Genomic DNA, 22938 nt, shown 5'->3' on the forward strand with positions numbered 1-22938 from the left:
CAAAGTGTTGCCACTTCCTAAAAACTGGTAACGATTTGTCTGGTTCAGATGAAGACCGGATTGGTGAGGACCGGCTTGAGCGAGACCACCTCTTCGCCGACCGGGTCGAGGTTGCCTTCCTCCCGGATCAGCATGGCGCATCGCACCGCGTCGATGATGTGGTCGTTGCCCTTGGAATAGATGATCTTGCCGTCCCGCAGGGTGTAGGTGTGGGTGGTGAACTGGTCTTCCACCTCCAGGTCGTCCGAGGGGAAAATGACCTGCTTACGCTGTAGGGCTCCGTTGATGAGGCTGGTCATCAGCTCCTTGGTCCGTTTCTTGATTTCCTTGCCGTCGCGCACCGCCAGCCGGGTCATGCCGCCGAAGTCGTATCCCTTGAGCCTGCCTTCCAGCTCCAGACCCTTGTATTTGTCCAGGGTGAGCAGCTCCTGAACCACGGCCAGACCGTTGCCGCCATTGTCCACGCCGATGCCCGCCGGGGTGTAGTAACGCTCCAGCAGCGCGATGATCTGGGCGATGTGCGGATAGGAAACGTGTTCAAGATGCACGCGCAGGATCATCTTCAGCAGCGTCCGCTCACCGATCTCCATCTCCTGGAATACGACAATCTCGGTGGGATCGTTGGTGTAGCCCAGGTCGCCGCCGACCCAGAACTGACCGCTGCGGGGCGTGAGGTTGAGCAGCATCTCCAGCCGGTCGTGGGCCGCTTCCTCGGTGTCGCAGTCGCGCATCTCGGAATCGGTGATGACGATCTTCTGGTACTCCAGCAGATCCTGCCGACAGAGGTTGAACTGCTCGACATTGAAGGCCCCATAGGATGGCTTACCGTGTTCACCGGCCACCTCGTGCTGCCAACCGGAGCTGTCACGGCCGCCGTAGAACTCCAGCAATTCGGCCTCGCGATCCTCGGTCCACAGGGGATTGAGCCAGGACGGCCAGCGGAACACATGGAACTGATCCGATGAGGTGAGCCGGTAATAGGTGGTGTCGCGCAGGCCGTTGGGCGTTGAGTAGATGCGTAGCGTCCCCCCGGCCTTGAGGCACTGGCGCAGCGCCTTCCAGGCCCGTTCGGTCAGCCAGGCTCCTTCATCGACCCAGACGCGGCCCACGTGCAGGGACCGGAAGGCGTCGCCATAGGCCCCGGCCGGGCGGAAATAGAGCACCGAACCGTTGGTGAACTCCAGCCGGAAGTAGGGTTTGCGGTGGATCTTGGGCTTGCCGTACTTGGTCAGGGCAATGCTGTTCATCAGATCCGGGTTGGTGTCGAGCTGGAACTCGATCTCTTCGATGATGGTATCGAGGTGCCCCTGGTGCGGAGCCGCGATGAGGCCCTGGCCGCCCCGGGTGGTAAAGGCGTAATGGAGCGCGTCGGTCGAGAGCACGATGGACTTGCCCACGTCCCGGCCGTCGAGGTGGATGATGTTCTTGGCCGGGCAGCGCAGGTCCTCCACCTGGTGCGGCCAGTAGTCGCGGCCTGAGCCATCCCGGTTGTAGAGGTAGGCTTGCCCCCACAACACGGGATCGCTCAGGGTCGCCGCAAGTTTGCGCTCCTTGTCGGTTACCGCCATCAGTGCATTCCCGTCCTCAAGGCGCTGCCGAGGATGGTGCCCACCAGTTCCGTCAGGATCTGCTGCACGGCCAGAGTGTTCTTCCTGTCGTGGACAGCCTCCTGAATGTCGATGATGGCCTGGTCCAACTCCGCCCAGGCCAGGTACTGCTGCTGGGCCGCTTCCAGACGGCCGAGGGCGTTCTCAATCCGTCCCGCCGCCAGCTCGGTGCCGATTTCGACCAGGGCCTCACCGGCCTGGCGGACGGCATCGCTGTTTTCCTGAAGGATCTCTTTCATTGGCCTGCCTCCTGGTTCGAGCCGTTGGCCCACTGGTCAAGGGCGTCCACGGCGGTCTGCAGGCGCAGGCCGACACCGGTCAGGCGCTCGGCGTCCGGGTGGCCGACCTCGCGTAGCGCCTTGTTGGCCTCGGTCACATACTCGGGTGTGTGGCGGTTGACGGTGGCCACTGCCGACTGGATCTGGGCCGGAGGCCGGTAGGTGGCGCAGCCGGTCATGATCCCGGCCAGGACCAGCGGGATGGTCCATTCGAGTGTCTTCTTCAACATGTTGATCTCCTTTGGTTTATGGGTTTGGGGCACATGCAGAAAGATCTCTGCAAACACTTGATTTCCAACGAAATAGAAGCGTCATTGGATGTGACGCGGGATGGTCCCGCATCCACGAAAACCGGAACCGGAGGCAGGCCATGACCTACGACAGAAACCGCCAGCAGGCACTCAAGGCGTACCGAGAAAAGCAGGAGAACATCGCCCGGCTGATCGAGGGCATTCGCGGCAAGCTCGAAGCGGACGCGAAGCAGCCGGACATCACCTGGGCGAGCGTCGGCTCCCTCGGCCACGTCGAGGAACTGCTGCGGGAGCTTGACGAGTTCCTGTCCTGAACACACCGGGCCACCGACAAAGGAGACATCGACATGACCGAATGCACCGTGCATCAAGCCGCCGAGGCTTTCATCGGCTACCTGCGGGAATCCGGAAAGAAAGAGCGGACCCTTTACACCTACCGGAAGGACCTCGACGCGGTGGAGGCCTTCTTCGGCGCGGATCGCCAGCTCGCCGAGATCCGGCTTCCCCAGGTCGGCAAGTTCTACAAGTCCGACCTGCTGCTCAAACTCCCTGACGGCAAGGAGCGGGCCGAGCGCACCATTGCCAAGACCGTCCGGGTGTTCCGCATGATGATGGTCTGGGCCAGGGAGTCGGGGCGCATCGAGGAGCTGCCGCTGCCCAAGAGCACGCCCATGGGCCACAGCCGGGTAAAGGAGTCCAGCGATGAGCAACCGAACGGCTGACCTCGATCTGACGGGCGCGACAGAGGCGTTCTGTGCCCGCCTGTCGGCCGAAGGACGCTCCCCGGCGACCATAGCCGCATACCGCCGGGACCTCGCCCTGGTGGCTCGCGTGGCCGGGGAGCTGGCCCCGGGTATCGTCTGTCGGGCGGTCACGGCAGGATTCCTCGACCAGGTGTTTTCCGACGGGGCGGTCACCGAGAGTGAGCGCGGCCCACGCTCGGCGGCCTCGGTCCATCGGATGAAGGCGGCGGTGCGAGCCTTTTTCGCCTGGGCCGTCGAAGTGGGCGTGGTCGATGACAATCCGGCTCGGTCCATCCGCATGCATCGGTTGCCGAGAAAACTGCCGGTGTTCCTGACCACCGCCGAAAAGAAACGTCTGCTCAAGGAGCTCAAGGGACGGACCGACTTCTCCGCGCTGCGCGACCGCGCCATGATCGAGGTGCTGCTGGGCACAGGGATCAGGCTTGGCGAGCTGGCCGCGCTCGACATGGATGACATCGACCTCGACGCCAAGCATCTGCGGGTGCGGGCCAAGGGAAATGTGCCGCAGGTCAAGTTCATCAAGACCGACCTCCGCACATTGCTGCGCCGTTACCTGGCCGAGCGTCGTCGACATGGCCGCCCGGAAATGGAAGCCCTGTTCCTGTCGAACCGGGACGGCAGACTCTGCCAGCGGCAGATAGCCAACCGGCTCGCTCACTGGCTGCGGAAGGCCGGGATCGAAAAGGAACTGACGCCGCACGGGCTGCGGCATACCTTCGCCACCCACCTCTACAGCGCGACCAATGACCTGCTCGTGGTGCAGCGGGCCTTGGGGCACCGGGACGTGTCCACCACCCAGGTCTACACCCACCTCGTGGACGGTCAGCTCGAGGAAGCCCTCGAACGCCTCTGATCCTTCCGGACCCGACGATGGGAGCGGCCTCGGCTGCTCCTGTTTTCGTTGGGCGAGACAGTGTCGAAGACAGTGAGTGACAGTGCCCGCAGAAGAACACGTCCGCCGATGATGAATGATCATGACGGAGGGTCTCTGCCTCCCGGGCGGAGCGGGTAATATCGATTGACCATAATTTCTCCTTCGCTGTCTGTCGGCCGCACATGGCTATAACTGCTTGGCTTATGCGCTCCGGGCGCGGAACACACATGGCAATATCTGCTTGGCTTATGCGATGGCTGCTGGCGAAGGAATGGCTGTTTGCGGGGCTTGTCCGGTTCGGCCTGGGTCTCGACATGCCAATATCTACTTGGGTTGTGTGAGAGAGCCCCGGCGTGAACATGCCTATATCTGCTTGGCTTATGCGGTTCGGCTTATGCGCACACATGCCAAGCGGATATCGGGAGCTGCTGGAGGAAGTCGAGGAGTGGAAATGATGATCGACGGCCGGTGAATGCCGATTCCGAAAGTGCAAGGAACACGTCTTATCCGCAATTCCTGGTGTAGCTGTCTGCCGCAAGTCGCCGTGTGCCGGGGTCATCGGAAAAGCCCTCCATGGTGTTATCCGCAATTCTTTCCGCGTTTCTTGCGGCCGGAGGTTTTCGTTGCCGGGGCGTTGGCGGCCTCGGCCACCTTCTCGAGCAGCGCCGCCGCCCATTCCGCCGGAGAGGTCTGCGGGCCTTTCGGCTCCTCACCCTCGCGGGCAATCTTGGTGGTCTTGAGATCCTTCATGTGGCAGCGGATCATCCGGTCGAGCTTTTCGGCGGCGTCGGTGTTCCCCTCGATCTGGGCGCGGACCAGCTTCACCGAATAGACGCCCACCAACTCCACCTGCAGGAAGTCGCTGGACTTGTTGAACTCGAAGTCCTGGTTGAGGCGGTCGATGATCGCGTCGAACATGACCTTCTCTTCCGGCGTCAGGCAGCGGTCGGCGAAGATGCCGTGACGCAGCCGGTTCTGGTTGCCCTCGGGCGCACCAGGCCCGCGCCGGGGCGGTTCGGTCTTACCCTCGTTGCGGTGCCAGCGGTCCAGCGTCTCTTTGTCCGGTTTGTTCAGTGCCACGTGGAAATCCTGCCGAATATTGTTTTCCCAAGCCGGGATGCGGGGCGGGAGGCCGATTTAGCCTCCAAACGCGCTCCCGCCGGTTCAGTGGTTACTTACCGGAAGCGGCGGCCAACTGTCGGTCCCGGTCCTGTTTTCGTTCGGCGGCGATGATCTGGTTGACCCGGCGAGTGGTCACTCCAGCGAGGTTGGAGATCTCCTGGCTGCTGATCCCCTGCATATGAAGGGCAAGCACCAGGTCGCGGCGCTCCTGGTAAAAGCGGCTCGGTGCCGGGACCCAGAGAATCCCGGTGTAATGCTTCTGGATCTGCTCGAAGAGTTCCTCGGGCAGAACATCCTTGGCGTTGGCGTAGCGTTTCTTTTTCTTCACGGCTCAATCCTCCACTTTCTTCATCCACGGCTGCGGCACGTCCGGGTTGTAGAACCGCAGCGTGCTGGGACGCCCGGACTTCGGCCCGTGGATAATTTCGATAGAACGCTCGGTGACCTCGCCAATCTCCTGATCGCCATCGACGAAGCAGACCAGGCCGTAGTCCTCGCCGCAGGGAAACCGGAAGCGGCCCTGGTTCTGATAGAGGCGTGCCTCGGACCAGCCCTTGGCCATGGCCTCCTCACGGATGGCGTCGACCTTGGCGACAGCCTGGGAAGTCACCGGCTGCTTACATTTCCAAGCTTGGTTCCCGGGATAAATCCAGTCCTTTCTGGGAGCTTCGACGGGTTTCTCCTGGGGCTCGGGACGAAGCGCGGGTGGCCGGTAGTTCTTCGGGGAAAAGGACTGCAGGACCTCCTGGAGGCTTTCCTTGCCGAATTCCCGGATGGCCAGCTCCTGCAGGGCGTTGAATCGCTGCCGCAGCGTATTCCAGGCATCCTCGGGGAGCTTTCCGGCCTTGTGCGCGGCTTGGGCGGTGACCATGCGGGAACGTAGCCAGGCAAAGTATTCAGGCGACAGACGGCGACACAGCGTGCCGTCGATCTCCATGTCTTCAGGCCAGTCGCGTGCGTCTTCGATCTCGTGGACGTCGAGCCCAGTGGAGACATAGATGGCGGGCTGCGGTGGTTGCGGTGGTAATAATGGGACTTCACATCCGGCCGAGGCGTCCTGACCTCCGGCGGTGTGCTTGATCATGGTTTTCAGAAGGCTCATGGTTTCAGGCTCCAGAAATACGGGTTAATCGCTTTTCCCGTTACTTACCGGATCTGCCCTGAAACCGTCGGTGACCATCTGCTGCGGTGGATACGTGCGGTGGCTGCGGTGGTCGTGCGGTGGAAGGTTTCCTCGTCCCACCGCAGGGCATGGCTCTTTGTTTGTTATTTGTTTTTAGATAGTTATGAAGAAAGAGAAGATAGAGTGCGGTGGTTGCGGTGGTATTTGGGGAATGTCTCTCTCGCTGGGCCGGAATTTCTCTAGCGGGAAACGCCAGGTTGGTAGGAAGGAAAAATATTTCAGCCCATAGGGGGTGAGACCTCTGGGTTTACCACCGCAACCACCGCAAAGGCCATGAAAGCTCTGTCTGGCAAGGGTTTGGCGTGCGGTGGTTATCCACCGCAAGGGACAGCGGTGTTCACCGCACCACCGCAAAAGAAAAGGACGCCCGAGAGCGTCCTGGATGATTTGGTCAGATGGCGTGGAGTTAGAGATTGGCAGTCTTGACGATCCGGTATTCGAAGTTCTTGGTGTGGGCGTTGCGCTGCCGGTCGATGTCAAACCCGGCGTCCCGGATGACGTCCAGGTCGTTGCTGATGCGCCGACCGAGCTGGGCGGGCTTCTTGTATTCGAACTCGAGGTTGAATTCCCGGCCGACCCTGCGCAGCGCCGCGAGCAGCCGTCCCGCCGACACCGGTTCCATGGTGTTCTCGTTCTCGAACCTCACCTGATAGCGTTCGATGAACCCCACCACGTGGTTTGCCCGGTCGTCCTCGCCGTAGCGGGCCTTCTCGTCCAGTTCCACCGCGTTCCGGTAGGCATGGAAGAGCGACGCCAGCGCCGTGGCAATGGGGTTCGACTCCCGGGCCATTTCCTGGCTGGTGTCGTTGATGGAATGGATCTGCTCGATGAACAGCGGGCTCAGCTCCTCGAGTCCGGTGGTCACCTCGTGCTCCTCGGACCCGGCCAGCATCATCAGATACATCAGGCTCAGATAGTCGTTGCACCGGCGCTTGCCATGGGTCGGCATGGTTCGGTGCAGCAGACGCATGACCTGTTTCTGGGCTCCGTCCCGAATCATCGCCAACACATGGCTGGTCCGCTTCATGATGGCCGAGATGATCAGGTCCCGGTTCTGCTGGATGGCGGAGATGACCTCCGATTCCAGAAAGCAGTCGCTGGCCTGGTTGGCGAGGTCGAAGTTGATAACGAAGGACCTCGACAGTATCTCCGAAAGCTCCCCGCACAGCGGCTCGATGCCGGTGGTGTTCAGCAGGCATTTGGTCCGCTCGGTGATGGTCTCGCTGTCTGTGCCGCTCTTGCGTTTCTCCTTGGCGATGCCGGTGATGCTGGTCAGCATGAAGGTGGTCAGATCCTCGGTCATCTGCTTGACCTCGATGTTGTCGAGGACGATGAGCGGGTTCTGCGAGCCATCGGTGTAGTTCGCCGCGTCGGTGGCTTTCTTGTGCTGGGGCTCGCCGTAAAGCAGCGTCGACGTGATCTTGCTGGCGGTGGTCTTGCCCGATCCGGCCGAACCCTCGAAGCGGGTCATGGGCCGCGTCCCGGCGAAGTCGATCAGCAGGAAACAGGAGAGCCAGGAAAGGATGAGAAATCGATCCCCCTGCGGACAGGTCATATTGCCCACCAGCAGATCGACCAGGAGCCGGTCCGCCTCTTCGAGGTCGGCGTCGGGCAGGAATTTCAGCGGCTTCATCTTGCGCGAGCCGTCCAGGATGATGCCGTCCTCGTTGCCGCCGTTCTTCATGATCTGAATCTCGTCCGGGGTGATCTTGGCGATCTCGTGCTCCGGATTGTTCAGGTTGAAATAGACGGTGTAGGAGGCCACATCGGTGTGCAGCCAGGAAAAATGGTCGCGCACCTGGCCACGGATCATCGCCAGGCTTGGCAACACCTCGAAAAATGTCCGTCCGCCGTTGGAGGTCGGCACCATGCCCGCGTGCTTATAGAGCATGGCCGCGTAATGGCGCTTGCGGCCCCGGTCCGGCGAATCCATCCAGTAGATGGCGTTGTCGAAATACATGAACGGCTCGCCCTGCAGGGTGTGAAAGAACTGGGCACCGTTGGCGGTAAACCAGTCGTAGGCGGCCTCGGCGGCCAGTGTGTAGTCGGGAGCGCCGTTCTCCAGTTCTGTGTCGATCAGCACCTCGTCGACCCGGGCGCGGCATGATCCGGGCATCGCGCCGGACATCCGCTTGGCCTTCTTCTTTTCGTTACGGAACTCGACCTTGCGGTCCTTCTGGATGGCGCGGATCTGCTCTTTCAGGGTGCCCATCGAAACGCCACCGCCGATGCGCTCCTGCACCAGCTTCAGCAGGCGGGCCTGTTCCAGCGGCGACTGCTCGGAAATCTCCCTCAGGATCGGTTCGAGCAGGCGGTTGCGTTCCTCCTCTTCAGCGCCCTCGGGTAGCGAGCGCACGCCGAACTCGATGGGCGTGCTGGCTTCTGCGAGCAGGCGTTCGAAATCCTCCCGGGTATGCCCGGCGGCAATGTAATCGTTGACGTCTATCTTGGCGGTGGCGAGAAGCGCCTCGGCCGCCTGAATCTCTTCGGCGGGACGTCCCGCCAGCAGCTTGGCCAGCTCCTTCGGCCCCACGCTCGCCGTCAGGCCGAAGCGTTTGGTCAGCTCCTGCCGGGCCGAGATCTGTGTCTCCGACAAGGGCAGCGTCACCAGGCGGGTGTCGATCTTGTGTTCGGCCAGGGTGCGAGCGGTTTGCAGCGCCCCCTTGAGACCGGCCTGGGAGAGTTCGTTGTCCTGGCAGATGTAGACGGTTTCGACGCCGCGCAGCTTGGGGATCAGGCGCTCCCAATCGGCGGCCCGGATGCGAACGGTGACCGGCGACACGGTGGGCAGGCCCAGTTGCATCAGCGCCAGGCAATCGGTCACCCCCTCGGTGATGATCACCTTGCCGGGCCTGGCCAGCAGGCAGTCCTCGTTGAACAGCAGCGCGTTGTTGATGAAGTCGGCGACGTAGGGCCGCTGGTGCTCGTCGTGAACCGGCAGTTTCTTGTATTTCCCTTGCTCCCAGCCCACGTCCGGGGTCCACGGCGTCTTGCGGCCGATCATGAACACCACCCGGCCACGGCTCCAGTAGGGAAAGACGATGCGGCGCTCGAAAAATGGCGTCAGGCCATCCTGGCTCGTGGGCCGGAAAGCGCCGGTGGCGGCAAGCTCCCGCTTGGAGAAGCCGTCTTCGCCCCGGGTCAGTTGGGCGACCGCGCCGGACGCGTTGTCCGCGTAGCCGATCAGGAGATCGTCGATGGTCTCCTCGCTCAGGGCGTATTTGGATTTCAGCCAGTCGAGGACCTCCGGCGACTCCTTGAGCCTGGCGTGGTAAAGCCTGGCCAGCGCGGTCAGCGCGTCCTTGACCCGCAGTTCGAAGGCGCGGTCGGCTTCCGTCTGGGCCAGACGCTCCTGGCTGAGGCCATAGCGCGACAGCGGCGGTAAGCCCGCCTTCTTGGCGAGATAGTCCCGGGCCTGACGGTGGCTGTCCGGCATCGGACCGGATTGCCCGGCGGTGACCGAGCCCGTCTGAATGAACTCAACGAGCTGCAGCACATCACCGCCGACTCCGCAGCCGAAGCAGTACCAGCCCTGCTTGTCGAGCATCACGTGCAGCGACAGGCGCGACTGGCTCTGATGGTTGGGGCAGTCGCACATCAAGCGCTGGCCGGTCTCCTGGGTGATCCGTCCCGGCAGGAGTTCCCGGGCCACGTCACCGATGTCTATCTCGGTGACGAGCCGGTAATACTCTCTGACGTTATCCGTTCCGCCCATACTCATTCGGCCTCCGCGACACGGGCGAAATCGGCTTCCGCGTGCTGGGCGGCGTCCAGAAACAGGGGCAGAAAGGTCCGGCGGTCATCCACCTGGCAACGCTTGGCGCAGTTCTGGATGCCCCAATGGTCGCCCAGAACAATGGCGGTGCGCCGGGCGCGGGTCACCCCGGTGTAGAGCAGATTGCGGTGATGCATGAAGGAATGCGCCTTGTGGACCACCACCACGGCGCAGGGGAACTCGGAACCCTGGGTTTTGTGGATGGTGAGCGCATAGGCGAGCTGCAGATCCTGCAGGTCGGGCGAACCCTTCTCCAGTTCCACCGGCATGCCGTCGAAGTCGATGACCAGGGTGCCGTTCGCGAGGACATCGACCACATAGCCGATGGCACCGTTCATCACGTGCAGGTCGTAGTTGTTCCGGGTCTGGATGACCTTGTCGTGCTTGAGAAACGGAGCGCGGCGGCCCATGGCGACCGGCGGCACCTCGGTGTTCCAGAGCTTGCGCTGGATGAGCCGCTGCAGTTCCTCGTTCAGTTCCTTGGTGCCGAGCGGTCCCTTGTGGGTCGGCGTCAGCACCTGCACGTCCTTGATGATGTCGAAACCCAGGGCGTCGAGCCGCTCCAGAAACAGGTCCAGCAGAAACGAGCGTGCCGCCATCGGATCGGTGAACTGATCCACCAGGTACCAATCCCGGCATCCGGTCACCGATGCCTCGCTGGTCTTGCGCACCTCGCCCTTGAGAACGGCGGTGCAGTTCTCCTTGAGGACGCCCGCCTGGCGCACGACCTTGTCGAGGATGACCGTGGGAATGGAGCGTGTCTGGATCAGATCGCGCAGGATGTTTCCCGGTCCCACCGGCGGAAGCTGGTTGTGATCACCGACCAGCAGCACCGTGGTCCGCGACAGGTCGACCGCCTCGAACAGGTGCCAGGCCAGCGGCACGTCGACCATCGAAAACTCGTCGACTACCAGGACGTCAGCATCGATGGGATTCTCCTTGCTGCGCGAGAAACCCTTGCCGTCATAGCCGAGCAGGCGGTGAATGGTGGTGCCGCTGCGACCGCTGACTTCCTCCAGCCGCTTGGCCGCCTTGCCGGTCGGCGCGGCGAGCACGACCTCCAGATCGCTCTCCTCACAGATGGTGTTGATGACCGAGATGGTGTAGCTCTTGCCCGAACCGGCTCCACCCGAGATCAAACTGATGCTGTGTTTGAGGGCCGAGCGCACCGCTTCGAGCTGCTTATCGTTCAGCGTTGATGCGCAGCGCCGAATCAGGGCATCGAGTTTCTTGACGGACTGGAAATGCGGGTTGGGTGTTTCGGCCTGGCCGAACAACGAGGCCAGCTCCCGCTCCATGCGGACGATCTCCGGCAGAGCGACCACGAAACGTCCGCCGTGGGAATCGCAGGAAAGCGCCTGTTCTTCGATGAGCGCGTCGAGGGCGCTCTCGATACGGACCCGGCTGTCCAGGGCATCCATGACCAGCAGCAGATTGGCCTGGTCCACCAGATCCTCGTATTCGATCCAGCAGTGGCCATTGTCCAGGGCTTCCCGAACGCAGAAATTCAACCCGGCCCGGATACGGGGAACGTGGTCCTTGGGGGTGCCCAGCTTGCGGGCAATCTTGTCGACCTTCTTGAAGCCGAATCCCCGGATCTCCCGAATGAGGATATACGGGTCTTCCTTCAGAATATCGAGGCAGTTGCCGCCGAGTCTTTCGACCAGGGTGGTGACCTGATGATGGGTCAGGCCGAAAGCCGAAAGCCAGGCCATGACGGTGTTGACGCTGCGGTTCTTCAGCCATTCGTCACGCAGCCGCTTGGCTGCATCCAGGGGCAGCCGGGCTTTGAGGGCGATGCGCTCAGGGTCACTCAAAAGGGTTTCTTCAAAGGCGTCGCCGAAACTCTCGACGATCAATCTGGCCTTGGCCGGACCAATGCCCTTGATCTCCGGATGGTTGGCCAGATAGTGGATCAGCCCTTCCGGATCGAGTTCGAGGTCGTGCTCCATCCCGTCGACCTTGAACTGACGGCCGTATTTGGGATGGGTGGACCACGACCCGAGCAGGACCACAGGCTGATTTTCCCGGGCGAACAAATTGCCCGCGAACTGGGCTTCCTCACCGGTCGGGGTGAGCAGTCGGCCTGCGGAGAACTTGGGTCCGGCATAGTAAACGCGCTCTATTCTTCCCCGGAGTCGCGCCGGGTTACTCTCATTTCTTTTTGGCATCTCGCGATCCTCCGGTGAAAACGTGTCAGGTACTCCTCGACAAAACGGCAGGCGGCCTGCCGGTCCGAGCAGAAGTAGACGGGGACACCGAAGTCGACGACGATGGAGGCGACCGTTCCGATCAGCGCGTGCGGGTGGGCATCGCTGCGGTAGCGGCCATCGACCAGATCGCGAAAGTTGCACTCGACAACCACACAGGCGGATTCGTAGGCGGAGAGCTTTTCCAGCTCGCGGTGAAACCGCTTGCGCCCCCGGATGACGGTGGAGACGAAATCCGTCAGGGATTTGCGCTCCACCGCCACCCGTTCTTCGAGGCCGACCAGTGAGTAATCACCGGCGGGCAGCGCCTTGCGAACCGCCGAAACCTTGTCGCTATCGAAGCTGTAGGGCTCCTGTTCGCGGGTGTCGACGACAACGGTGATCCGGTCCATCATCAGAACGGGATCATGTCGTCCATCGCCGCGCCGGGAGCCCCGGCATCGTCGGCCATGACAATGCGACGGTTGAAGTAGATGTTCTCGTTTTCACCGCGAGTGCGTTTGGTCACCTCCAGCTTGATGTTGAGAAGCTGCTCGAGGTGGCCCGGCAGGTCGGAGAGCTTCTGAAGCTGCAGCCCGCAGGTATAGAGGTCCTGCTTGAGCCACTTGATGTTCTCGTTGCTGGCCATGACGTTGTTGCGCCAGAGCAGACGGCCCTTGTGGGTCGGCGCGAGAATGCGCAGAGTCCACTTGAGCATGGGATTGCCCGAGGTCTGGGCGCGGGTCAGTTCGACCCGGTCGACGTTGACCTGGTACTTGCCGTCGGGGACGGCCTCGAACTCACGTTCCTCGACTTCGGCGGTTTCAAAGGCGTCGTCGAACTGCGCCAGGTCGAGGTTGCTGCTGGATTGGTTTTCGTAGTGTTCCATGGTCGGATCTCCTTACTGATGAGGTTTCGCCGCCGCACTCGCGGTCGGCTCCGGCTTCGGCCGGGCGGCACTCGCCGCAGCTCCGGCTGCCGTGTTGTTGAAGGCTTTAACGAAGCTCGAAAAATCGAGGGGGATGACTTCGGGGAGTCGCCCGGTGCGGTCACCAGCGTCGTAGTTGGGACTGGGCTTGGTGCGCATCACGCGCTGCCAGACCGGCTTGCCGTCGTCGCCGGTTTTCATGTCCAGATCGCAGAACAGGATCAGATCCACCAGGCCGGTGACCAGCTTCCGCGCCTTTTCCGGCAGCGTCGGCACGATGCGGGTGTGTTTGCCGGTCCGGGTCTCAATGTCCCGCTCCTGGGAGTGGGAGATCAGGATCAGCCCGTAGGGCAGGAAGGCCAGCTTGTTGATGACGCGCTGGAACTCGTTGTTGATCAGCGCGTAGCCCTTGCCGTAGCCCAGGTCGGATTCGTGCTCGATCTTGAATTTCTTGCAGACGTAGTCCGAGCACATCTTGTAGGCGTTATCCACCGTGTCGACGACGATGGTCTTGAACTCATGCTTGCCCTCGGCGATCTCGGCGCAGGCCTGCAGAAGGTCGTCCCAGCAGGTGATCGGGGTCTGGAACACCTCCAGGGCGTTCAGGCCCGGCTCGGTCGCCAGGAACAGTGCGTCATCGGCCTTGGAGCACCAGGTGCTCTTGCCGATCTTGCTCGGGCCGTACACCAGGGCGGTGAGGTCCGAGAGCGTGTGTTTGGGTTTGCTTTTGGTCTTGGGAAGCATGGCTTCGTCTCCTTATGGTTGGGATTTCAAAACACCGGAGCGGCGTCTTCACCGGCTCCGTCCCGCAGCTCTTCGTGCGGGGCGATCCGTTGGAAATGGTTTTCAATGACGTTGGGGTTGCCGCCCGAGCGGCAGAGCTGGAAGTAGGCGCAGGGCCTTCCGTACTGGAAGCAGTAGCTGGTGTTGCGGTAGAAGGTGTCGCGCCGACGGGCGTCGAGCATGGCCTTGGAGAGTTCCCACAGCTCCGCCCGCAGTTCCTCTAACTGGTCGCGGGAGATGTAGAGCACCTCGCGATGGAACATTCCCGGCTCGAGGTACTTCTCCTGGAGCCGTTGCTGGAAGGTGTCGTCGTCCTCCGGCAGCTTGCGCTTGGCGCTGCTCTTGCCGGTTTTCGACTTGGCGATCAGCTCCGCCCGGCGGGCCTCGAACTCGGCTTCGGTCTCACCCTTGCCCTGGCGCAGCTTGGCCTTGACCAGGACGTTGTAGATGATGCCGCTGACCGTGATGCCGAGGGTCTGCTCCAGGTACCAGGCGTAGAGGATGATCTGGAAGTCGGTCCACAGCCGTTCCAGGTAACTGGCGTCGATCTGTGAAGCGGTTTTGTGTTCCAGCAGGAAATACTGACCATCTTGACGGACGATGCCGTCCACCTTTCCGGCGAGAATGAAACTGCGCGAGGTCGCGCCTGTCGCCGGGTTGACGATGGGACCTTCGAAGGTCTTTTCGAGCGCGACGACCTCGAATTCTTCGGCCGGGTAGTGTTCCGCATAGGCGCTCATCATGGCTCGGGCGAGATGCCAGTCGGCCTGTTGATGATCGTCCTGCGCCCGGTTCGGATATGTCCGGTCGATGTGGTCGAGGACCTTGGCCAGATCCCGCTCGCCGTGCCAGCACTCCAGGCAGTCGTGAATGACCGAGCCGAAGGCCAGATTAGGGTCACGCTCGAGCGGCACCAGCTCGTCGATGTAGCGCCACTTGCAGGCCATGCGGCAGTTGCGGAACAGCCGCCACATGGAATAGGTGGTGGTCATCAGCTCGCTCATACCGCCACCCCCGCTGTAGCGGCGGCGGGCGCTGCGCGATGCTTGGAGGCGCAGGCGCAGCCCGACGGCTGGGTTCGTTCGATCAGGACCGAGCGTTCGCCGTATTCCTTGGTGGCGAAGCCGGTGAAGATGCGGGCGAGATCACTGCCGACATCGGTGGAGGCGTCGATCACGCAGGTGCGTCGGGCCTTGTCCAAATTGAACCGGCTCTCCATCCGCACACGGGAACGGCCATGCAGGCTTTCGACGGCCAGCATCGCCAGCATGAAAGTGTCTTCCAGTTCCTGGGCCGGGACCGACTCGTCAAAACGGTACTTGTAGGTGTCGTGAGTCATGGTTGAACTCCTCTTTCGTTCAGGTTCAGATTTCCGAGGCCCCGGATAGCCGCACCATGCGGCACGGTGCTTACTTACCGGAGCCGGAGCCGATGCGTCGGAGATCACAGGTAGTCCTCGAGCCCGGCCTCGCGGAACGCGTCCCGCAGCTTGCTCAGCCGGTCGTAGAGGGTGGTTCTGGGAATGCCCATCTCCCGGGCGACCTCGGCCATGGTGCTGTCGTGCAGGCGCACGCACAGATCCCGGAGCTCTTCCGGCAGCGAGGCGATGGCCCGGTCGAGATCCATGCGGATCTCATGGGCGAGACGCTCCCTTGTCTCGCGGTTGCCGCCTCCCAGAGAGCCTTCGCTGTCCAGGAAGTCGATCCGCTCGGTGGTGTCGCCTTCACCGTTGTCGAGGGGTTCGTTGAGTGACGTTTGGCAGAGCCGCCAGTCCCGGCATTGGGCGAACCGGGCCTCCAGAATGGTGGAGATGTGACGTTCGACGATCCGGGCCATGAAGGTGGTCTTCTTGGCCTTGGCGGGATTGAAATGCCGCATCCGCTGCAGCAGATCGATCATCAGTTCCTGTTCGAGGTCGGGTCTGTCGTCCTCGGTGAATCCGGCCTTGCCTACGAGTTGACGTGCTTTGTGCCGAATGAGGTCGGCGGCATACTTGTCGATGCCGTCGTAAGAATTTTGTGAAACCATCGGGGCCTCCTCGGAGCGAGGAGGAGGTCCGCGTGGGTGTCGGCACGGGCCAGATCACAGGACAAAGCTGTCGCGTGGGCGAAGGGGTCGCAGGTACGCCGCCAATTGCCGTATTCGGCTCGGCGACACCCACAACAGCCTCCGCCATGCGTCCAGCTTGTTGTCCAGTGTCTAAGGGTTCAGGTCGTTACGTGTTCAGGCTGCCCGTTCCTCGATGCGCATCAGGAACGGGAGACCGTGCTTGATCTCGAGCAGGCAGACTTTTCCGCTGCCCATCTGCGCGAGGTGCTCCAGCAGCGTCACGACCTCTTGCTTGAGGATGAAGTCATCCTGGTCGCGCTCGGGCCGGGGACCGCTCTGTCCGCCCAGCTTGATCTCGCGCTCGATGACCGTGTCAGGGGTGAGTTCCGGCTCGCCGTCGCGGACCGGAATGTTGGTGATGCGGCCGAAGTTGATGTCCTGCATCAACTCGATGAGTCGCCGCTTCGGTGGGGTGAGGTGTGCTTTGCTTGTCTGGTTCATGCCGAACCTCCTTCATTTCTGGACCGACCGGGAGACAGGTCCGGCATGAATTTCCCGGGTGGCGGTCGTGAACTTTTTGTGTTCACCAGACCTGTCACCCTGCTTTGGCGAATTTTCGTTGCGACCCCGAAAAACGCCCTGGCTCAAGGAGGAGGAAAGCCCGTAAGGCTCTGATTGGTGGTGGATTTACAGAGGAAAACTTTTTTAACTTTTTTTGCCCGGCCCCAGTGAAATTTCACCGGGCGGGCCTCCAAGACGCAAAAAGCCCCGATCCAGAATCCTGAATCGGGGCTTTAGTTTTGCCTGGTAATGAAGGGTGGTCAGTAGACCTCAGCACCTTCCGGGAGGATGCGGAACTTACACCGGTAGGTCTTGGTGTCCTTGACCCATTCGATGGGATCGTCATCGAGCCGGAAGAATTCCCGCAGGTGCTTCGACAACTCTTGCTTCTGTTTCTTCAGTTTGTCCGACGCGTATCGGCTGCGCCAGTCGATCTCGCCACGGGAGTTGGCAAACCCCTCAAGCAATTTCCATTGCTCGGTAGGATTGCCATTCTTCCTGCTCGCCATTCCCATTTGCGTATAAGTGTATCGACCGCTCTGATCTCCCGCCCATATTGTGACGGTATGGCCATCACGGAATTGAATCTTGATTTGTGGCCATGTGGTGCCCGGCGGTGTCGGGAAAAACACTGTGCCGCCTGAATCCGGCTCAGGCACCTGGCCCATAAGGGGCGCGAATATCTCAGTCTTGTCCCGACGGGTCAAGAATCGTGGGGCATCACCCAGGTACAGATCTTCGTTCAGCGCAATGAAAAGGCTGCCTTTCTGCGCCAGCAGTGTTTCAACTACAGGACTCAGATGAAGGCGAGTGGGCGCGATTAGGACAAAGGGTTTGGGGGTCGAAAGGCATAATGATCGGACGACCTCGGTCAGCGCATCCTTGCTGTCCTGCATCGTCAGCACAACCGGAAAGTCCATCCCCGCCGTGGGTATGAAATCGCCCAGTCTCCATGTGTAGGGCAGGCCATCGAGTTTCGAGTCTCGGTGTTCTATTCCCAAGGCCTCGCAGATAGCGCCATTGATGGCTGACTGCTTGAGCCGGTAGATCAGGGTCTGCTTTGTGGTGAGTTGGACGGCTGTATATTCCTTTTCATTGCAGATGGCCCGGATGTTGGTCTTCGCATGGGTGACAACACTCCGTGGGCATCCGAGGCCACATTCCGTTGGGCAATCCACGGCGGTCGCGTGATTCTTGGTCAGTTGAAGGAAGTGATCCCGAAACAACGGGTACCGGTCCCAACCGGAGAGCGCCTTGTCCCAATCGAACAGCGCCGCCGACTTTCCAGGCAATCTCTCCAGATATGCCCAGAAGGGATCACTCATCCGACGCCCCTCCGGCTCCGACAATAAAGCCCCTGAGTCCGAGCCAGCGCTCGATAACCTCGGCATCACCATCCCGCTTGAATTGCGCTCGGTTACCTGAACTCAAGGTGACCGACCTAGGCGTCTTCGAACCGTCGAATTTAATCTGGAAGCTTGCTTTCACGATTTTTCCGCCTGCGGGAAGGGATTTTTCCCGATCACGAAGGGAGGCAAACAGATCCTCTGACCGACGAATCTCGACGTCCTTATGAGCGCCACCCCAAAAGACCTGAACTTCCTTCAGCCTGACATACTCGATGCCATCGACGTCGTCACATAGGAGCGCGTCCTCACCAATTTGCCGCAAAGGTTCCAGGTCAAATCGGCTGCGCTCGTTGAAAAACTCTTCGTCTCCGAACAGGTGGAATCCGAATTTCTTGCGGTAGAGCTCCTTCTCCCCCTTGGTTTCGGCGTTCATTCGGATTTCCCCGATGACGGGGTTGTAGGCAAGCACGTCGAATTTTTCAGGGCGGAAGTATTGGCTGGTGGATTCACCGGCCTCAATGACCGCTTCACGGGCATAGGGCTTACCGTGGCGCACGAGGAACCATGTGTGGCCTTCCTTCGGATAGACGAACACCTTGGAATACTTGCCCCGACGCTTCTTGGAAAACCATTCGTCAAGATCGGCTTCGAGGGCCGCGAGGGTTTCCTCCGATGGCAGCACGAAATCCGGCAGCGGGTTTTTCTTGGTCTTGAAATACTCGAAGGACCTGACGTTCATGAAGAACTGTTCGGCGTGTACCTTCTCGATGATTTCCCGGTCAGCCATCCAGACCTGGATCGCCAAGTCTGCCGGTGCGGCGTTTTCCCCGATCTCCACGTCGATGTCCGTTCCAGCGATCTCATCCTGAATGGAATCAAAACCCTCGGGGGTCGAGACTTCATTGACATAAAACAGCGCCTCGGCGAGATCATCCGGGGTCGTACTGTCTGGCGTCAGCAAAAGGTGGCTGAGGGCGTTGTAGTCCAGTCCATCTTCCTGCTGAACTGGTGGCAACTCTACGCCGCGAGCTGAAAAATAGGCGGCATGAGGCTCCAGAAAGGCAATGAGATGCTTCCTGTCGATTCGCCGGAGCATCTCCGGCTTCGAAAAGCGGCGTAGGTTGAAAGTTGCCATCAAATACTCCTGTCGTTTTGTCGTTATTCGTCCATGTCTGTCTCGGTTAATTCCGTTTCCATCCAACGACCTTGCCTAAAACTCGAAGGTCATCCTCCGGCCTGATCCGGATCTTTCTTACCTCCGGGTTCTCGGGCACCAATTCGATGAGCTCGTCTTTGATTTTCAGCCGTTTGACGGTCGCCTCGTTGTTGAGCAGCGCTACAACGATGTCACCATCCTCGGCGATGGGCTGCTGCCGCACGATGATCAAATCGCCATCGTTGATACCGGCACCGATCATGCTGTCACCCACCGCACGGAGTGCGAAGTGCTGTCCGGAACGAACGACGTCCGACTCGACCAGCACTTGGCCGGTGATGTTCTCCTCGGCCAGGATGGGATGGCCAGCCGCCACCATACCCACAACAGGTACTGAAACCAGAGAGGCAGCCATCTCGCTGGGGCGACGGGCGACGGCAATGCCTCGCGACTTCCCGTCCTCCCGCTTCAGGTATCCCTTGCGCACAAGTTGATTGATTCGGTCGTGGGCACTCGCCGGGCTGATTTCAAAGATCTCGCTCAGTTCCTTCACCGTTGGAGGGAAGCCCTTGGCATCGACGAAACGACATATCGCTTCGAGCGTTTTCCGCTGCAACGGCGTTATCTCATCCGTTTTCGCTTTGCCCATGGCGTCTCCATTTCTGTTGAAAGACAAAAAGGCGCGATGCGCCAGCAAACCCTAATAATATAAACCTGACGCATATCAGGTCAAGAAATAATCTCACACCTGATTTCCGACACTTCCATGAGCCCCTCGGTAAGTAAGGCCTGAAGAAAGCCGGTTTGAAACCGGACGAGCAGTTAGAAACCAGATAACCGACCAGAGGCGGAGCTGAGGCGGTTGTGGGTGCCATCGAACGCGCATCCCGACCGCCACCGTTTTCTGGCATCCACACCATCCAGTCCCCCGGTCCCACCGGAGGTGTTCGATGTTGGATGTACAGGAAATGAATGATGGGCCGGGGACGGATGACCTTGGCGAAAATGGCAAACCCGGCCGCCTGTCGGGTGAGGCGAGGCTCCAGTCAGCCGCCTCCATTCTGGCCACTGCGATCCTGCGCCGAAAGGCCAAAAAAGCATGTGAAGGCAGTGAGTTAGAGATTTTCGAAGATTCTTCCCCTGTGCTCGGAGAAGGACTTGATTCATTGCCGGAACAGAGCATTCATTCATGACAACTCGTCCGGAAACCAAAATAAGGAGTTGAAAATGAATGAGTTACAGAATGTCGCCACGGGCGGCAAGAATCAGGACCGAACCCGAAACTCAGTCCTTCGGCAGATGGCCCTGCTGCAATCCATGTCCCTGGAACAGCTCCGGGAAAAATGGCTCGACCTCTACGGAGAAGAGCCACCCCAGTACAAGAAACAATTCCTCATCAAGCGGCTGGCCTATCGCATCCAGGAGCTTTTCTACGGCGGGCTGTCCGAACAGGCTAAGGTCCATCTCCAGCAGGTCGCCAAGGAGGACCCGGTCGCCACTGTCAATCGACGCATCCCAGAGGAGCGGAAATCTAACGAGGCGATCCTGCCCGGGACCAGACTGGTGCGGGTATGGAACGACCGGCGCTATGAGGTGATCGTCCTTGCCGATGGCTACGAGTTTGAAGGCCGCACCTTCCGGTCACTCAGCGCGGTGGCCAGAGAGATCACCGGGACGCGCTGGAACGGGAAAGTCTTTTTCGGACTGAAGAAGGTTTACGGCAGAAAAGCCGAGGGAGGTTCGGATGCTTGATAACAGCAATGTCGCGCCGGGCAAAAACAAGACCCTGCGCTGCGCCATTTACACCCGCAAGAGTCATGAGGAAGGGCTCGAACAGGAGTTCAACTCGTTGGATGCGCAACGGGAATCGGCGGAACACTATATCGAAGCCCAGAGAATGCGTGGCTGGACGGCTCTGCCGGATCGCTACGACGATGGTGGTTTCTCGGGTGGGAATATGGAGCGTCCGGGGCTGCGTCGCCTGCTGGCGGACATCGATGCCGGGAAGATTGACGTGATCGTGGTCTACAAGGTTGACCGCCTGTCCCGCTCGCTGCTGGACTTCATGAAGATGATCGACCTCTTCAACGAGAAGGGTGTCAGCTTCGTCTCGGTCACCCAGCACTTCAGCACCACCGACCCCACCGGCCGGATGTTTCTCGGCATCCTGATCACCTTCGCCCAGTACGAGCGGGAGGTCATCGCCGAGCGTATCCGGGACAAGGTGGCGGCAGCCAAGCGCCGGGGAAAATACTGCGGTGGCGTGCCCATCCTCGGATACGACGTCGACCGGGATAACAAGAAGCTGCTGGTCAACCCGGATGAAGCCAGGACGGTACAGTACATCTTCCGCCGCTTCATCCAGATCGGCTCGGCCAAGAAACTGGGCCAGGAATTGAACGAACAGGGATACCGCACCAAGGCCTGGACCACCAAGAAAGGTAAGGTGCGCGAGGGCTCCGAATGGAACACCGCCCATATCTACCGGCTGCTGAACAACCGGATCTATATCGGCGAGATCGCCCACAAGGACCGTAGTTACCCTGGTGAGCACGAAGGGATCATCGACCGGGCGACCTGGGACAAGGTTAAGGCCATCCTGGAGGACAACAAACCGGTCAAGGTTTCCATGGCCAGAACCAAAATGGTCGCCCCGCTGAAAGGCGTCATCCGCTGCGGCCACTGCGGATGCGCGATGGGTCCGACCTACGCTCGCAAGAACGGCCGCCACTACACCTATTACATCTGCCAGAAGGACAGCAAGCGGACCGTGAGCCGGTGCCCGCTCAAACGAATTCCCGCCGGGGACATCGAGCAGGCCGTGATTGAGCAGTTGAGCGCGGTGTTTCGCACGCCGACGCTGGTGGCCAAAACCTTCTTCGCGGCCCGGGACATCGAGCAGGCGGAGCGGGAGCGGCTGCTCAAGCAGAAAGCCCAGCTCGAGATGGAGCTGTCGCAGGCGAGGGAGCAGGCACTCGAACTGATGAAACCCGGCAGCGATCAGCCGGGCAAGGCCGAGATGCTCACGACCGTCAACCGCCAGGCGGTCGATCTCTCGAAACAACTGACGCACGTGAGCGAGCGATGCAGAGCCTACCGGGGGAACAGCATCACGGAGCAGGATGTCTCGGAGGCCTTCCAGAATGTCGAGGGCTTCTGGGAAGACCTTTTCCCGGTGGAGCGAAACCGGCTCATCCGCCTCCTGGTGGATAAGGTGGAGATCCGGGAGACCGGAATCAATATGGAGCTGCGCACCAACGGGCTGACAACACTCATCGCCGAGCTGGCTGGTCTGGCCTGCGAAGTCACCGAACGGAGGGTAAGCCGATGAAAATGAAGCCGACCATTACCGTAGCCGACAACGGCAACCTGCAGATCCACATCCCGATGCTGATCCGGCGCATGCGCGGCCGCAAGACGGTCATCGCTCCCCAGGCCCTGGATGGAGATATCCCCGGAGCGCAGGAACCGGTGCAGTCCGCCGTCCTTCAGGCGCTGGGAAGGGCCTTTTCCTGGGCCGACATCCTCGAATCCGGCCAGATCAAGTCCATCAGCGAGCTTGCCCGTACCCTCGACGTCGATGGCTCGTATGTGGCCCGCATCCTCAAGCTAACGACCCTGGCCCCCGACATCGTCGAAGCCCTGATCAACGGCGAGGAACCCAACGGGCTCTCGCTGGCCAAGCTGACCCAGACCTTTCCCGAGGACTGGGCCGAGCAGCGCCGCCAGTTCGGCTTCGCCACCGACTGACGACCGAACCGGAGACCACCACAGAGAGCCGACCATCAGCGTCGGCTCTTTTACTTTAGGGGTGGGAAACCGGAGTTGACCACGCTTCTTTTCATGGGCGAAGCGGGCGATTTCGAAAAAAACGTCCGGTTGCGGCATCGAACGATGACCTAAGACAACCGCCAAAAATGGCAATCAGCCGCAAACCCATATCAATCAAGGATGTAGCTTTCCGGACGAGCTTCGGACTTGGTCCGGAGAAAACAGAGAATCAGGGGCCAAACAGAGAAAGAAAGGCGGGAGGATGGGGAGAATCGATGGTGCGAAGAGGTGCTTTGGA

At 60.7% G+C, this 22938-nt stretch carries 25 protein-coding genes; 7 read left to right on the forward strand and 18 right to left on the reverse strand.

All coding sequences use genetic code 11. The annotated features are described in order from the left end of the window. Positions 1–44 precede the first annotated feature (44 nt). The 3 genes from DEBA_RS09095 to DEBA_RS09105 are packed head-to-tail and all read right to left on the reverse strand — an operon-like array spanning position 45 to position 2115. Positions 45–1517: a terminase large subunit domain-containing protein gene (locus tag DEBA_RS09095; RefSeq protein WP_245528512.1), complete on the reverse strand. Its 1473-nt coding sequence runs from the start codon at positions 1515–1517 to the stop codon at positions 45–47. A 50-nt stretch (positions 1518–1567) separates the two neighbouring features. Next, on the reverse strand, positions 1568–1846 hold the full coding sequence (locus DEBA_RS09100; protein WP_011367831.1) for a hypothetical protein: 279 nt from the start codon (positions 1844–1846) through the stop codon (positions 1568–1570). After that, positions 1843–2115, reverse strand: a complete 273-nt coding sequence (locus DEBA_RS09105) for a hypothetical protein (RefSeq protein ID WP_013258631.1) — start codon at positions 2113–2115, stop codon at positions 1843–1845. The genes DEBA_RS09100 and DEBA_RS09105 overlap by 4 nt, the downstream gene beginning before the upstream one ends. Before the next feature lie 140 nt (positions 2116–2255). On the opposite strand from DEBA_RS09105, the gene DEBA_RS09110 reads away from it, so the two are divergent. The 3 genes from DEBA_RS09110 to DEBA_RS09120 are packed head-to-tail and all read left to right on the forward strand — an operon-like array spanning position 2256 to position 3753. Then, positions 2256–2450, forward strand: coding sequence for a hypothetical protein (locus DEBA_RS09110; protein WP_011366959.1), 195 nt, complete (start codon positions 2256–2258; stop codon positions 2448–2450). A gap of 33 nt (positions 2451–2483) precedes the next feature. Then, positions 2484–2858 (forward strand): hypothetical protein, encoded by a 375-nt coding sequence (locus tag DEBA_RS09115; RefSeq protein WP_013258632.1) that lies wholly within the window; start codon positions 2484–2486, stop codon positions 2856–2858. Next, positions 2839–3753, forward strand: coding sequence for a tyrosine-type recombinase/integrase (locus DEBA_RS09120; protein ID WP_013258633.1), 915 nt, complete (start codon positions 2839–2841; stop codon positions 3751–3753). The genes DEBA_RS09115 and DEBA_RS09120 overlap by 20 nt, the downstream gene beginning before the upstream one ends. Before the next feature lie 600 nt (positions 3754–4353). On the opposite strand, the gene DEBA_RS09125 is transcribed toward DEBA_RS09120, so the two are convergent. From DEBA_RS09125 to lexA, 15 genes are all read right to left on the reverse strand, one after another. After that, a complete protein-coding gene (locus DEBA_RS09125) occupies positions 4354–4854 on the reverse strand; it encodes a hypothetical protein (protein ID WP_013258634.1) in 501 nt (166 codons plus the stop codon). 91 nt (positions 4855–4945) lie between these two features. Next, positions 4946–5224 carry a hypothetical protein gene (locus DEBA_RS09130; RefSeq protein WP_013258635.1) on the reverse strand — a complete coding sequence of 93 codons (279 nt, stop codon included), beginning with the start codon at positions 5222–5224 and terminating at the stop codon, positions 4946–4948. Positions 5225–5227: 3 nt separating this feature from the next. After that, positions 5228–5998 (reverse strand): hypothetical protein, encoded by a 771-nt coding sequence (locus DEBA_RS09135; protein ID WP_013258636.1) that lies wholly within the window; start codon positions 5996–5998, stop codon positions 5228–5230. Between the two features lie 487 nt (positions 5999–6485). Then, positions 6486–9800 carry a CHC2 zinc finger domain-containing protein gene (locus DEBA_RS09140; RefSeq protein ID WP_013258637.1) on the reverse strand — a complete coding sequence of 1105 codons (3315 nt, stop codon included), beginning with the start codon at positions 9798–9800 and terminating at the stop codon, positions 6486–6488. Continuing rightward, the gene (recD2, locus tag DEBA_RS09145; RefSeq protein WP_013258638.1) at positions 9797–12025 is read right to left on the reverse strand and encodes an SF1B family DNA helicase RecD2; all 2229 of its coding nucleotides are present in this window, start codon (positions 12023–12025) and stop codon (positions 9797–9799) included. The genes DEBA_RS09140 and recD2 overlap by 4 nt, the downstream gene beginning before the upstream one ends. Beyond that, positions 11977–12459 carry an ERCC4 domain-containing protein gene (locus tag DEBA_RS09150; protein ID WP_013258639.1) on the reverse strand — a complete coding sequence of 161 codons (483 nt, stop codon included), beginning with the start codon at positions 12457–12459 and terminating at the stop codon, positions 11977–11979. The genes recD2 and DEBA_RS09150 overlap by 49 nt, the downstream gene beginning before the upstream one ends. After that, positions 12459–12932: a DUF669 domain-containing protein gene (locus tag DEBA_RS09155; RefSeq protein ID WP_013219083.1), complete on the reverse strand. Its 474-nt coding sequence runs from the start codon at positions 12930–12932 to the stop codon at positions 12459–12461. Before DEBA_RS09155 ends, DEBA_RS09150 begins: the two co-directional genes overlap by 1 nt. 12 nt (positions 12933–12944) lie before the next feature. Next, positions 12945–13715, reverse strand: coding sequence for an ATP-binding protein (locus DEBA_RS09160; RefSeq protein WP_013258640.1), 771 nt, complete (start codon positions 13713–13715; stop codon positions 12945–12947). A gap of 26 nt (positions 13716–13741) precedes the next feature. Continuing rightward, positions 13742–14758: a PD-(D/E)XK nuclease family protein gene (locus DEBA_RS09165; RefSeq protein ID WP_013258641.1), complete on the reverse strand. Its 1017-nt coding sequence runs from the start codon at positions 14756–14758 to the stop codon at positions 13742–13744. Then, complete coding sequence (locus tag DEBA_RS09170) at positions 14755–15093, reverse strand: hypothetical protein (RefSeq protein ID WP_013258642.1); 339 nt, start codon at positions 15091–15093, stop codon at positions 14755–14757. The genes DEBA_RS09165 and DEBA_RS09170 overlap by 4 nt, the downstream gene beginning before the upstream one ends. A gap of 104 nt (positions 15094–15197) precedes the next feature. Next, positions 15198–15782: a sigma-70 family RNA polymerase sigma factor gene (locus tag DEBA_RS09175; RefSeq protein ID WP_013258643.1), complete on the reverse strand. Its 585-nt coding sequence runs from the start codon at positions 15780–15782 to the stop codon at positions 15198–15200. 195 nt (positions 15783–15977) lie between these two features. Next, entirely contained in the window at positions 15978–16304 is a 327-nt protein-coding gene (locus tag DEBA_RS09180; protein WP_013258644.1) for a hypothetical protein, read from the reverse strand. Between the two features lie 320 nt (positions 16305–16624). Continuing rightward, a complete protein-coding gene (locus DEBA_RS09185) occupies positions 16625–17689 on the reverse strand; it encodes a hypothetical protein (protein ID WP_013258645.1) in 1065 nt (354 codons plus the stop codon). Then, the gene (locus DEBA_RS09190; protein WP_013258646.1) at positions 17682–18848 is read right to left on the reverse strand and encodes a hypothetical protein; all 1167 of its coding nucleotides are present in this window, start codon (positions 18846–18848) and stop codon (positions 17682–17684) included. Before DEBA_RS09190 ends, DEBA_RS09185 begins: the two co-directional genes overlap by 8 nt. Positions 18849–18894: 46 nt before the next feature. Then, positions 18895–19518, reverse strand: coding sequence for a transcriptional repressor LexA (lexA, locus tag DEBA_RS09195; protein ID WP_013258647.1), 624 nt, complete (start codon positions 19516–19518; stop codon positions 18895–18897). Positions 19519–19819: 301 nt separating this feature from the next. Here lexA and DEBA_RS17775 point away from each other — a divergent pair, with 301 nt between their 5' ends. The 4 genes from DEBA_RS17775 to DEBA_RS09210 are packed head-to-tail and all read left to right on the forward strand — an operon-like array spanning position 19820 to position 22619. After that, entirely contained in the window at positions 19820–20062 is a 243-nt protein-coding gene (locus tag DEBA_RS17775) for a hypothetical protein (RefSeq protein WP_013258648.1), read from the forward strand. Positions 20063–20096: 34 nt separating this feature from the next. Next, positions 20097–20621 (forward strand): DUF2924 domain-containing protein, encoded by a 525-nt coding sequence (locus tag DEBA_RS09200; protein ID WP_013258649.1) that lies wholly within the window; start codon positions 20097–20099, stop codon positions 20619–20621. Then, a complete protein-coding gene (locus DEBA_RS09205) occupies positions 20614–22200 on the forward strand; it encodes a recombinase family protein (protein WP_013258650.1) in 1587 nt (528 codons plus the stop codon). Before DEBA_RS09200 ends, DEBA_RS09205 begins: the two co-directional genes overlap by 8 nt. After that, complete coding sequence (locus DEBA_RS09210) at positions 22197–22619, forward strand: hypothetical protein (RefSeq protein WP_013258651.1); 423 nt, start codon at positions 22197–22199, stop codon at positions 22617–22619. Before DEBA_RS09205 ends, DEBA_RS09210 begins: the two co-directional genes overlap by 4 nt. Positions 22620–22938: the final 319 nt, after the last annotated feature.

The sequence above is a fragment of the Desulfarculus baarsii DSM 2075 genome (assembly GCF_000143965.1).
Lineage (GTDB): Bacteria > Desulfobacterota > Desulfarculia > Desulfarculales > Desulfarculaceae > Desulfarculus > Desulfarculus baarsii.